Below are 11,968 nucleotides of genomic sequence, written 5' to 3'. Positions count from 1 at the left end.
CTTTAGCGTTGCGAAAGAGCATCGCATCGCACCCCGCCGACGGAGTAATGCGTTCGAGTGTTCGAGGTATGCGTTTTTTTTATTGCCACTCGAAAACATCGGCGGCATAGTCGTCGAATTCGCCGACCCGCAGAGCCCTTGTCCATGGAAAACCTTGAACTGCCGAGCCTGATGCACGTGCGCGCCTTCGTCCGCGTGGCTGATCACGGCAGCGTCTCCAAGGCTTCAGTCGCGCTGTACCGGGCGCAATCGGTGGTCACCCGCTCCATTTCCGAATTCGAAGAACGGCTGGGCGTAATGCTGTTCGAGCGCCATGCCAACGGTATGCGTCTGACCAATTTCGGAGAGCGTTTGCTGCCCCGAGCGCGACGGGTGCTGGCGGAGCTTGGGAGCGTGCCTACATTGCTCGGCCTAGGCGAAAAAGCCGCGATTGAACCGCTTTATCTGTTCCAGGCGCGACGCCTGCAAGTGTTCATCAAACTCTGTGAAACCCACCATATGCAGACCGTGGCCAGTCTGCTGGGCCTGAGCCAACCGGCCGTCAGTTCGACGCTGAAAGTGCTGGAAAACGGCTGCGGCCAATCGCTGTTCGAACGCACGCCACGCGGCTTGCAGCCGACCCGCGCCAGTCATGACATCCTGTTTGCAATCCGCCGTGCGCTGAACGAGTTGCGCCATATCGACACCGACATCACCGCCCTTCGCGGCGCCTTGCACGGTGTTGTGCACGTCGGTGCCCTGCCCCTCGGCCGCACGCGCATTCTGCCCGAGGCCATCGTGCGCCTGATGGCAGAGCATCCCGGCATTCAAGTGATCACCAATGAAAGTCCCTTCGACCTGCTGGCGACCGAGTTGCGTGCCGGCGATGTGGATTTCATTTTGGGTGCGCTGCGTTCATCGACCTATGCCAGCGACCTGGTCGGCGAGTCACTGCTGACGGAAGAAATGGTCGTGCTTGCGCGGCGTGATCATCCGCTCTGCGGCAACGGCGATTTGCAGAATCATCTGGGCAACGCGCGCTGGGTATTGCCTCGTGCTGGCTCACCGGCGCGGACGATGCTCGAGGAATGCTTCGCCGGTTTCGGCATTCCGGCGCCTTCCCCGGTGGTGGAAAGCGCCGACATGGCGATCATTCGCGGTCTGTTGTTACGCTCGGACATGCTCGCGGCCGTTTCAGCGCATCAACTGGAACAGGAAATCACTAGCGGCGAGTTGTGCATTTTGCCGCTGGAGTTGAAACAGACCGCCAGAGCCATTGGTCTGACCTACCGCAGCGGCTGCCTGCACTCACCGGTGGCGCAGGCGTTGATGGAAATGATCCGCCAGGTGATCCAGGCACAGGCCGCTGAGGCGCTTAAAGCAGGTTCAACGGATAGCTGATGATCAAGCGATTCTCGTCGAACTCATTGCTGCTGTAATCGCGGCGAATGCTCGAGTTGCGCCAGCTCAGGTTGAGGTTCTTCAACGCACCGCTTTGCAGTGTGTAGCCCAACTCGGATTCGCGCCCCCATTCCTTACCGTCGGTGACGGCCCCGCTGTGCACGTCGTCGCCGCTGATGTAACGGTTCATCAGGGTCAGACCGGGCACGCCGAGTACGGCGAAATTGTAGTCATGGCGTAGTTGCCAGGATTTCTCCCGCGCATTGTCGTAGCTGTTGTTGTAGCTGTCGTTGGCCAAGGTTCCGCCGCTGGTGCCGTTGACTCTCATCCAGGCATCATCGCCGCTGAGCTTTTGCAAACCGACGTAAAACGTGTTGCCGCCGTAGCGTGCCGACAGCAATGCCGAGAACGTGCGGTTGTCCAGATCGCCTGCGCGGGCACTGCCATCCTCGCGACCCCAGAAGTAGCCAAGATTGGCGCCCAGCGTCCAGTCACCCAGTGGTTGGCTATGAACCAGTTGCAGATACTGTTGCTGATAGATGTCCTTTAGCTGAGCATTCCACACGCCGATCATCGTGCGCTTTTCGTTGAACGCGTATTCGCCGCCGACGAAGTTGAAACGGTCAGAGGCAAACGCGGTTTTGCCCTGCATGAACATGTTTTCCATGCTTGAATCGTTGCGCGGACTGTTCTGCCGGAACTGACCGCCATACAAGGTCAACCCGGCGATATCCTGTGAAGTGACCTGACCGCCACGAAAGGTTTGTGGCAATGAGCGACCGTCGTCGGAACGCAATATCGGCAACACTGGCATCCACTCGCCGAGCTTGATTTCGGTCTTGCCGATTTTCATTTTCCCGGCGACAGCCAGGCGCCCAAATTGATCGGCAGGTCGGCCATCACTGTCCAGCGGCAGCAATTGCGTGCCTCCCGTGCCTTGCCCGCCGTCAAGCTTCAGCGAATACAGGCCCAGCACATCCACACCAAATCCGACTGCACCTTGGGTGAATCCAGAGCGGAAATCGAGAATGAAATTCTGCGTCCATTCCTCGGCTTTGCCCTGCGCATTGGCCGGGTTGGTGAAGTTGCGATTGATGTAGAAGTTGCGCAGGTTGAGATTGGCCCTGGCGTCTTCCACAAAGCCTGCAGCGCTCGCCTCGACAGGCAGAGCACAAACGGCGGACAGCGTGAAGACTACGCGTGTATTGGCGGTGATTTTCATTGTTATTGTTATCCATTTTTTTGGGATGAAGCAGTCCGCTACGCCCGCATGAGCCGGGCGCAGTGAAGTCATTCAAGGGTGTTGCGAAGCGGCCCGGAGCGAGCCGCCGATGACGCCGTGTCGTTAGCGTGGGGCCTTGCCCGCTACCGAATAGAGCACCTGCTGATTACGGGTTTTCATGAATTCCTCGAGGCTTTGTCCGCGCATTGCCGCGTATATCTGCAGATTCGGCACCCCGACCACGGCAGCGAGTTTTTCCAGCACGAAAAAAATCGCCCCGTAGTAAATCAATCCGCGCCAGTCGCGGCGTCGCAGCAGATCCCGTTCTTCATCGCTCAGCCCTGCTTGATCGAACAGCGCTTCGGGTTGGTCGAGGAAACGCTGACGCCAGTGCGGCTCGATCATGCGATGCAAAAACTTGTTCAACCGATAGCCCTTGGCGCTGCGTTCCAGGGTGAACGGATAGGTGCCTGCGAGCCTCTCGATACCCGCCAACTGATGCTGCATGTGCAGCAAGTGCCGCGCGTTGACGTCGACGGGAACGGGCCGATCCTGATTTTCCAGCAGCAGTGTGGCAATGCCGGTCATCGACGGCAGGTAGTAATCCTGGTGCAGGTTTTTCACCGTGGCCGACAGCGCGCCGCGCATGATCAGCCAGGTGATCACTTCCGAACCTTCCATGCCCCCCAGCGCGGCGTACTCGGCGTGGGTCATTTCGGTCAGCCGCTCGGGATCATTGACCAACAGATCAATGAACTGCTGGTCCCACTCCGGGTTGTTGAAACCACAGCGCTCGCCGTGCACCTGGTGGGAAACACCGCCGGTCGCGACGATGGCCACTTTCAGATCCTCGGGGTAGCTTTCAATCGCCCGGCGCAGCGCCTGGCCCAACTTGTAGCAACGCCGCGCACTCGGCACCGGGAACTGCAACACGCCAACCTGCAGCGGCACGATCTCCACCGGCCAGTCCGGCTCGCACGGCAACAGCGCCGACATCGGCGAGAAGAAGCCATGGTCGAGCGGTTTGTCGCGGAAGAAACTCATGTCGAATTCATCCGCCACCAGGCTCTCGCCGATGTGCCGCGACAGCGCCGCATGACCAGCGATCCCCGGTAACTCACGTGGATTGCCGCCCTCATCGGCGACTTCGTAGCGATCATCGACACCGAGGGAAAAGGCACCATAGTGATCAAAGAAAAACGACGTCACGTGGTCATTGAAGATATAGAAAAGCACATCCGGTTGCTGCTCCTTCAGCCACACCTTGATCGGCTCAAAGCCACGGAAGATCGGCGCCCAGGCGGCCTCATGCTGCTTATCGTGATCGACTGCAAAGCCGATGGTCGGGGTGTGAGATACAGCGAGGCCACCAATGATGCGTGCCATAACGAGTTCCTTTATTGAAAAGATTAATGCGCCAGCAAGGCCCGACTGACTCGGCGCCGTGCATGACCGTTGGCCAGGATCGCAAGTGCAGCGATAAAGGCAGGCACGCTCAACAGGGCAAACAGCAGCGGCAACCCCAACCCGAGGCTGAGCACCGCGCCACCGATGAGCGAACCAAAGATAGCCCCGAAGCGGCCGATACCCAGCATCCAGCTGACGCCCGTGGCGCGGCAGTCCGTCGAGTAGTAACCGGGTGCGAAAGCATTGAGGCCGGTTTGCGCGCCGCTCATACAGAAACCTGCCGCCACCACGCCGAATGCCAGCAGGCCCGATTCAAGGCTGAAGGCGCCCAGCAGCAGAATGAAAGCGCCACCCAGAGCGTAAGACGTGGCAATCACCGCGTTCGGATTTCGCCGGTCCATCGCCCACCCAACCACGATGGCGCCGACAGTGCCGCCAATCTGGAACAGTCCGGTGATGGTCGCGGCCCGTTCGATGGACAGCCCACCTTCACGCAGCAGGGTCGGCATCCAGCCCATGGTTAGGTAGATCACCAGCAACCCCATGAAGTAAGTTGCCCACAAGGCGAGAGTGCCGAAACGATAGTGATCGGTGAAGAGCAAGCGCAGCGGTGCTTTTTGCTGAGTTTGCGGTTCGGCAATGACGAATTTCGTCGCTGCGCTGAACGTGCCCCCCAGCTTGTTCAGCACCTTGGCAATCTGGCTGGCGGGCGCGTTGCGTGCGGCGAGAAAACGCGCCGACTCAGGCAGCAACAGCCACATCAAGGGCAGCAGCAACATCGGCAGAATCCCGCCGGCGAGCAACACCGACTGCCAGCCGTGATGGGGAATCAACCACGCAGCGAGAAATCCGCCCAACCCCGACCCCATATTGAATCCGGTGAACATGATCGTGATGAACAGTGACCGATTGCGTTCCGGCAAATACTCGGAAAGCAGTGTGGTGGTGTTTGGCAATGCTGCGCCCAGCGCCACACCGGTCAGCAGACGCAAGGCAGCCAGCTCGTAGGGATTACGTGCAAAGGCGCATGCAAGGCTTAGCACGCTGAAGCCAGTCACCGCCGTCAGTAGTACTTTTTTGCGGCCGATTCGGTCGGCGTAAGGGCCAGCGGTCAGCGCACCGATCGCCAGCCCAATCATGCCCGCGCTCATCACCGGGCCAAACGCCGCTTTCGAAAGCCCCCACTCTTGAATCAGCGAGGGGGCAATAAACCCCATCACCGCGACGTCGAAGCCATCGAAAAGCACTATGAAAAAACATAAACCCATAATCAGCCACTGGTACGGCACCAGTTTTCGGTTGTCAATCCACGCTTTGATATCCACCGTTTCACTACTCATGCTCTCACCTTCTTATTTTTGTAGAAGTCCCGACGGACGAGGCCTGTAATTGGACCGTCCACGCTAAACGATGGAGGTGACTGTAAAGCCGCAGGTATACCGCCCGCCTCTGGGAAATTATTAACCGGGTATCGATTTTTCTTATCGGGGAATCAACAGAGATAGACAGAGCGTGGTAGAGCGGGGGTGATGATTGCGGCACGAGCAGCCGCTAGTAGGAGATGCATCGTCAATAGCTGCTCCGTATTCGGTATACGGAGCAGCTCAAAACTAAAGCAATTTATTGTGCGGCCTTGATCGCCGCCAGCAACTGCCTGCCAGCCTTACCAGCATCGGCGGACTTGTCATTCATGAAGTGGGTCACGACATCGAACACAGCGCCCTGCACCGCCTGAGAAGTCGACATGTTGAATGCCATGCTCGGAGCGAGTGAACCAGTCTTCTCGGCAGCAGCGAAATCCTTTGCAGAGGCTTGTGCACAGCTATCGAATCGACTCATGTCCAAACCCTTGATGACGGGTATTGACCCCTTGTTTTGATTGAAAACATATTGAAACGACGGCTCCAGCGCTACTTTGGCCAGGTCGTTGCGGGCTGCAATATTGCCAGGGGTGTCATTCTTCGAGGCAAGTTTGAACATCGCCAGTGAATCAATGGTATAGCTGTAAGCACCCTGCGAGCCGGGAAATGGCACACAAATGTAATCTGTATCGGCAAACTTGCCCGCCGCGCTCCACTCACTTTTCGCCCAGTCCCCCATGATTTGCATGCCTGCTTTGCCATTGATGACCTTGGCTGTTTCCAGATTCCAGTCTTGACCGTTGCCATCGGGATCCAGATAACTCTGTATTCTTCGCAGCGCATTGAATACTTCAATCATTTTCGGCCCGGTGAAAACACTGTCGTCGACATCAATAAAGGCCTTCTTGAAACCATCAACGCCCATCACGCTCAAAACGAGGTTTTCGAAGATTGTCGTGTCCTGCCAGGCCTGACCGCCATGTGCGATAGCTATGAACCCTGCCGCCTTGAGCTTATCCCCAGCAGCATAAAGTTCATCAAGAGTGGTCGGCACATCGGAGATGCCCGCCTGCTTCAGAACGACAGGGTTAAGCCAAAGCCAATTGATGCGATGAATATTCACCGGTACCGCAACGTAATGCCCCTCGTACTTCATTATTTGGGCGACGGACTCGGGAAGCAGGCTGTCCCAGTTATTCGCCTTGGCGACGTCGTCAATGCTGGCAAGAAGATCGAGGCGACCCCATTCCTGAATATCTGGCGCTTTTATCTGCGCGGCGGTGGGAGGATTGCCCGATACAGCACGGGTTTTCAGCACAGTCATGGCCGCACTGCCTCCGCCGCCAGCGACTGCACTGTCCTGCCAAGTGAATCCATCTTTCTCGATGATTTTCTTCAAAACTTCCACCGATTTGGCCTCGCCCCCGGAGGTCCAATAGTGAACGACTTCAACGTTTCCCTTGGTTTCAGCGGCCTGAATCACAAGAGGAAATAAAGCGGCAAGAGAAACCATGGCTGCAAGGCGGTTCATTGAGTTCATGTCAGTACCTTATTGTTTTTTTATCGAGGTAGTGGGCTATTCGCTCAGTCTCACGCAATCATTCGAGCCCCAGACCGGCACGTCCGAGCGCGTTCAGACGCTCCAAGGTGAAACGACCTTCCCAAGTTGTTTCATAGTCTTCCCGAGGAAAATCGTCGGGTGATGCACCCTGCGCGAATGCCCTGAACACATCCTTGGCGTAACGCAGGTTTTTTTGACACATAGGTGCAGCCGGAACGTACATAACATTGCCCCAGCCTTGTTGATTTGCCACGGGTGCGACACTGTGAATTACATCGCAATGCCACCACACCGAATCGCCCGCACGGACATCCGGAATCGGACTCAGCCCTTCGAACAGCAGTGGATGCCACTGTCGGGACACCGGAAGTACCTTGCCCGGCGCAACCCCGCACAGCTCATCCTCAGGTACATCGTCCAGCAGTGGCCGCAGCAGCATGTAAGCCATCGCCTTGGGGATCGGCAAGGTATGCAGTACCCCCTGATCGGCGTTCATATCCGATAACGCGGTCCAGCCTTGAAACGTGCGGAACGCAGAGCACTTGACCGTATCTTTGTAGGCGTACTCATCGACTTCAGTACGGAAGGCTGCGTCCCAAGGGTCGTAGGCGCTGAAATCGTTGCTGTAAATTTTGTCGAATACCTTCAGGTAGGCTGGATGCAGCCATCGCTCCAAGGCGCCCGAGTCGGTGTGTGGCCCGAGACCTTTTGAATGTGTTCCCGGAGGTCGACGCCGTACTCGATCCGGGTATAGGGCATTGATATCAGGGTTGAACCATTGCCGCCCTTGAGAATGGATCTTCCAAAGACGATTCAGAAAAGATTGTGCGGCCCCCATGCGCTCATCCTGACGCAACTGCATCTGCGACTCCGACCAATAGATCGGAAAAATTTCTGGACGCGATGCCTCCAGGCTTCCGAAAAACTGGTCCGCTGGACCACGATAAATTGCATCGAAGTGATTGCGGTCAAGGTAATCCAAAAGCCTCTCGTCCCACCCCAAAACCTGCTCTCGAGGAAAATGGTTTCTGAGCACGACGCAACCACGCCGCTTGATTAGCGCCAACTGGTCCGCACTCACTTTCCCGACCGCGATATCCTCGAACTCAAGGATCGGCCAAGCCGAACCGGTGAGCGCCTCCTGCGCCTTGATTGAGTCGATTTCAGCAACGATGAATTCGCTAACTTGTTCAAACAAAGATTCAACGTCGCCGATCTGCGCGCGCAAGGCGCGCTTCATTTTGACGATGCTGTCTCGATAATCTTGCGGAAGCGTTTCGCTTTCGAAGGCACGGTATTTACTCATGGGAACTACCTGCTGTTTTTGTTATTCATGCAGGTATGGAACCACTTTTAAATAAGCACACGGCAGCCTCATTTGAAGCGTCGACTAGTACGATAATGGCGTTTTGAGCCAATACGATCGGAGTATCAACCCACTAGATTTCTGACCTTCACTGAAAATGATGGCTGTGCGTTTGACGAAACGCGGAAGGTGTCAGCCCTTTCAACGCCTTGAACTGGCGGTTGAATAATGCCAGCGACGAGTAGCCTACCTGCCCCGCTATTATCGATACCGGCGAGTTGCCCTGCATCAGCAACGCACAGGCATGGCCGATGCGCAGTCGAACGATATAGTCCAAGGCGGTACAGCGTGTATGCCGGCGAAACATTCGATGGAAAGCAGACAGACTGACGCAGGCCAGCTCTGCTAACTCGGCAACATTGATTGCCCGGGCGTAGTTACCATGTAGGTAATGCAGAACTCGATGAATACGCGCGTCTTCGACAATCTGATCACCCGCCAGACCGCCTAGCGTCGGCAGGATCCGAGTAGCATCAGCGTCTCTTGCCAGCCTGTCGAGCACCGTTAGCAATGCGATCAAGCGCTGGGGCGGCGTCTGATTGACCATTGCCTCGATGGAGGAGCGTACATCACTGGAGGCCCTACCACTGAAACTCACCGCGTGTTGAGCTGCCGCCAGCAATGGGCGAAACGCAGCCATTTCCGGAAACAATGTCACAAGCGAGTCGGCCCAAGCAGCGGAAAACCAGATAACCAAGGCAACATGCGGCTGATCCTCATCAATACGCTCCGCTGAAGACCAGCTATGAGGAATATTCGGCCCTACAAGAATCAGGTCTCCATCGTCATAGCGCGCTACGTCATTACTGATGTAGCGATGGCCGCGACTATTGAGCGTGAGTGTCAACTCATATTCGGGATGATGATGCCACTCGAATGGAATCGCATCCGGCAAACGCCTGTTCAATAGCGTCCAAGAGGTTGCAGCCTCTGTGGGTACTTTCTCGAAGCTGGGTTTCATGACATCGACTCGGCCTAGCAAGGGACTTGTATCGCCATCATCGTAACACCCACTACTTCTGCAGTGAGCTGACGAGATCTCAACGCGTAAAATCGTCGGCCGCCTGATCATGACATTGACCTGCACGAGGGTTCCATTGAAAACCGGAGCGCGCCAGCACGCTTGGATTTTATCGCTGGTCGCTACCGTAATCCTCGCGTGGATGAAAGAATAGCGTTTGCGTCGCTTGAGGTACACGCAACCTGGTTTGGTAAGCAGCCAGGTATTCGTTGCGCACCTCGAGTGAAAAGCTGCCAGGCATCCATGCGACGAAAGGATGCTGCGTAATCGAACAAACGATGAAATTCGGGTCAGCCTCCCCCGCGCTGGCCAATTCATGGTTCTCCAGGCGCATACCAGCGGTTACTCGTGATGATCCGCAACTCAAATTGCATTTGAATGCGAGCACAGACCTCCTAGACGGCGATCAGGATACTTGATATTGCGGTGCGTCATTGCTATGGCCATGCCCTAGGGCTCACTGCCGAATTAATGCTGCCCGGAGAAGTCAGGGTGTATTGCAGCACACTGCGGCTATTTGAAGTTTCGGACTTGGTGAAGGCAACGCTGTTGTATACAACTTCACATGCGAACTGGCCCAAATGGTTTGCCCACGCCGGTTGACCGCAGACAGATTTGAAGATCGGAATGCGCTTTGATCAATCGGAACTCGCCATTGACGCGGCGCGGCGCAGTCAAAGCGTGGTGCTAACAAGTCCCTGGCTTGTCGAAGATGCCTTGGAGCAAAACCAACTTGCGCAGCTATTCGATACTTCCTTATCAGAGGGCGAAGACTATTACCTCGTTCATAGCGGGAATGCTCCGCATGGGTCCGCAGACTGACTGAGGCAATGGCTTCTGAAAGCCTCAAAGCTGTAGCAAGCGCATTACCGGCAACCGATGTGAGATCTCACACCTGAAGCAATTAAAGCGATGCGGAGATGGATGATACTCGCTGCGTACGACATGACAGCGCCATTCTCTTGTTTTGGGATTGATGAGCAAATTTCATGAACCCTTGCCGATTTAAGCGTCTAGTACCTATTCGGTAGCTCGCTTACTGTTCCCCAACGCCTTATTCGGGAGAACGAAATGCACAACCGCACACTCGGCAACAGCTCACTTGAAGTATCGGCACTCGGCTTTGGCTGCATGGGCCTGAGCCATGGCTACGGTCCAGCGACAGAAACGCAGCAGGCGATCTCGCTGATTCGCACGGCAGTTGATCGAGGCGTCACGTTCTTCGATACCGCCGAGTTCTACGGCCCCTATCTCAATGAGCAAGTAGTTGGCGAGGCGCTGTTCCCGGTTCGCGAACAGGTCGTGATCGCCACCAAATTCGGCTTCGCCGTCGGTGCCGACAACACAAAGCAGACTCTGGACAGCCGGCCCGAACGTATTCGGGTCGCCGTCGAAGGTTCGCTGCGCCGACTGAAAACCGATTACATCGATTTGCTTTACCAGCACCGCGTCGATCCGGACGTGCCGATCGAAGACGTCGCCGGGACGGTGAAAGACCTCATCGGCGAAGGCAAGGTCAAGCATTTCGGCCTGTCGGAGGCCGGAGCACAGACCATTCGCCGTGCGCACGCGGTGCAACCGGTCACGGCGCTACAGAGCGAATACTCGCTGTGGTGGCGCGAGCCCGAGCAGGAAATCCTGCCGACGCTGTGGGAACTGGGCATCGGCTTCGTGCCGTTCAGCCCTTTGGGCAAGGGTTTTCTCACCGGCACGGTGTCGGCGGAGGCCACTTACGGCAGCGACGATTTTCGTAGCATCGTGCCGCGCTTCAGCCAGTCGGCGCTGCAAGCCAATCAGGGGCTGGTGATATTGATTCGTCAGATCGCCGCGCAGAAACAAGCCACGCCGGCGCAGATCGCTTTGGCCTGGCTGCTGGCGCAGGCACCGTGGATCGTACCGATTCCGGGCACGACCAAGCTGCATCGCCTGGAAGAAAACCTCGGTGGCGCGGACATCACGCTCGATGCAGCGGAGCTGAAGGCGATTGATGCTGCGCTGGCGCAGATCCGCATCGAAGGCGAGCGCTATCCCGAGGCCCTCAAGGCACGCGTCGGCCGATGAGCAAAGATCACGATCCGCTGCGGCGCACGGTCATCGCTGCACTGGCCAGCGCCCCGCTGCTGTCACTCGCCGACACGCAAAGCCCCCATGAAACCCCGCGTTCCGGTTCGCGGATTCTGGTCGCGTACTTCTCGCGCTCGGGCAATACCCGCGTAGTTGCCGGGCTGATCCAGCGTGGACTGGGTGCCGATCTGTTCGAGATTCGCCCGGCCCACGCCTACCCCGAGGACTATCTGGAAACCGTGGAACAGGCGCGTCAGGAGCGTGACAGCGGCTTCGAACCCGAGCTGCAAAACAAGGTTCACGCCCTCAGCGACTACGACACGATCTATCTGGGCTTTCCGATCTGGGGTGAAACCGCGCCGCCGATCGTGCGCGCCTTCCTCAGCGCCCACGACCTGACCGGCAAGACCCTCATCCCCTTCAACACCCACGGCGGTTATGGCTTGGGCAACAGTCGCAGCGTGCTCGTCAAGCACACGCCGAAGACTAAGGTTCTGGAAGGTTTTGTGATGAAGGGTGAGCAAGAGCGCAAGACCATGGAGCGCGTGAATGGCTGGCTGAGCGATCACCCCCTCACGCGTTAATC

9 protein-coding genes are annotated in these 11,968 nt (G+C 57.0%); 3 read left to right on the top strand and 6 right to left on the bottom strand.

Annotated elements, in window-relative coordinates:
- The first annotated feature begins 144 nt into the window (after positions 1–144).
- On the top strand, positions 145–1,380 hold the full coding sequence (locus AB4N92_RS25565; RefSeq protein ID WP_041064227.1) for a LysR family transcriptional regulator: 1,236 nt from the start codon (positions 145–147) through the stop codon (positions 1,378–1,380).
- Here AB4N92_RS25565 and AB4N92_RS25560 read toward each other — a convergent pair.
- The 6 genes from AB4N92_RS25560 to AB4N92_RS25535 all read right to left on the bottom strand — a co-directional run bounded on the left by AB4N92_RS25560 (position 1,355) and on the right by AB4N92_RS25535 (position 9,258).
- Positions 1,355–2,602 carry an OprD family porin gene (locus tag AB4N92_RS25560; RefSeq protein ID WP_236267126.1) on the bottom strand — a complete coding sequence of 416 codons (1,248 nt, stop codon included), beginning with the start codon at positions 2,600–2,602 and terminating at the stop codon, positions 1,355–1,357. The two genes, AB4N92_RS25565 and AB4N92_RS25560, sit on opposite strands and share 26 nt — an antisense overlap.
- A 123-nt stretch (positions 2,603–2,725) precedes the next feature.
- Positions 2,726–3,988 (bottom strand): gallate dioxygenase, encoded by a 1,263-nt coding sequence (locus tag AB4N92_RS25555; RefSeq protein WP_101270051.1) that lies wholly within the window; start codon positions 3,986–3,988, stop codon positions 2,726–2,728.
- 23 nt (positions 3,989–4,011) lie between these two features.
- The gene (locus AB4N92_RS25550; RefSeq protein ID WP_101270049.1) at positions 4,012–5,349 is read right to left on the bottom strand and encodes an MFS transporter; all 1,338 of its coding nucleotides are present in this window, start codon (positions 5,347–5,349) and stop codon (positions 4,012–4,014) included.
- A 280-nt stretch (positions 5,350–5,629) separates the two neighbouring features.
- A complete protein-coding gene (locus AB4N92_RS25545; protein WP_041064242.1) occupies positions 5,630–6,910 on the bottom strand; it encodes an ABC transporter substrate-binding protein in 1,281 nt (426 codons plus the stop codon).
- Positions 6,911–6,968: 58 nt separating this feature from the next.
- A complete protein-coding gene (locus tag AB4N92_RS25540) occupies positions 6,969–8,237 on the bottom strand; it encodes a DUF1479 domain-containing protein (protein WP_098479582.1) in 1,269 nt (422 codons plus the stop codon).
- Positions 8,238–8,385: 148 nt separating this feature from the next.
- A complete protein-coding gene (locus AB4N92_RS25535; protein WP_176332036.1) occupies positions 8,386–9,258 on the bottom strand; it encodes a helix-turn-helix domain-containing protein in 873 nt (290 codons plus the stop codon).
- 1,131 nt (positions 9,259–10,389) lie between these two features.
- Here AB4N92_RS25535 and AB4N92_RS25530 point away from each other — a divergent pair.
- Both AB4N92_RS25530 and AB4N92_RS25525 read left to right on the top strand, forming a co-directional pair.
- Complete coding sequence (locus tag AB4N92_RS25530; RefSeq protein WP_101270036.1) at positions 10,390–11,379, top strand: aldo/keto reductase; 990 nt, start codon at positions 10,390–10,392, stop codon at positions 11,377–11,379.
- Positions 11,376–11,966 carry a flavodoxin gene (locus tag AB4N92_RS25525; protein WP_101270033.1) on the top strand — a complete coding sequence of 197 codons (591 nt, stop codon included), beginning with the start codon at positions 11,376–11,378 and terminating at the stop codon, positions 11,964–11,966. The genes AB4N92_RS25530 and AB4N92_RS25525 overlap by 4 nt, the downstream gene beginning before the upstream one ends.
- The last annotated feature ends 2 nt before the right edge of the window (positions 11,967–11,968 follow it).

The sequence above is a fragment of the Pseudomonas sp. S3_A09 genome, from assembly GCF_054668065.1.
Note: the sequence above shows the minus strand (reverse complement) of the source record. Positions and strands in the feature narration are given on the sequence as shown.

What these genes read in the sequence shown, in the direction of transcription:
- AB4N92_RS25535 (WP_176332036.1), bottom strand. Translation starts at nt 9,258, where the DNA reads ATGAAACCCAGCTTCGAGAAAGTACCCACAGAGGCTGCAACCTCTTGG.
- AB4N92_RS25565 (WP_041064227.1), top strand. Translation starts at nt 145, where the DNA reads ATGGAAAACCTTGAACTGCCGAGCCTGATGCACGTGCGCGCCTTCGTC.
- AB4N92_RS25560 (WP_236267126.1), bottom strand. Translation starts at nt 2,602, where the DNA reads ATGAAAATCACCGCCAATACACGCGTAGTCTTCACGCTGTCCGCCGTT.
- AB4N92_RS25550 (WP_101270049.1), bottom strand. Translation starts at nt 5,349, where the DNA reads ATGAGTAGTGAAACGGTGGATATCAAAGCGTGGATTGACAACCGAAAA.
- AB4N92_RS25525 (WP_101270033.1), top strand. Translation starts at nt 11,376, where the DNA reads ATGAGCAAAGATCACGATCCGCTGCGGCGCACGGTCATCGCTGCACTG.
- AB4N92_RS25530 (WP_101270036.1), top strand. Translation starts at nt 10,390, where the DNA reads ATGCACAACCGCACACTCGGCAACAGCTCACTTGAAGTATCGGCACTC.
- AB4N92_RS25555 (WP_101270051.1), bottom strand. Translation starts at nt 3,988, where the DNA reads ATGGCACGCATCATTGGTGGCCTCGCTGTATCTCACACCCCGACCATC.
- AB4N92_RS25545 (WP_041064242.1), bottom strand. Translation starts at nt 6,910, where the DNA reads ATGAACTCAATGAACCGCCTTGCAGCCATGGTTTCTCTTGCCGCTTTA.
- AB4N92_RS25540 (WP_098479582.1), bottom strand. Translation starts at nt 8,237, where the DNA reads ATGAGTAAATACCGTGCCTTCGAAAGCGAAACGCTTCCGCAAGATTAT.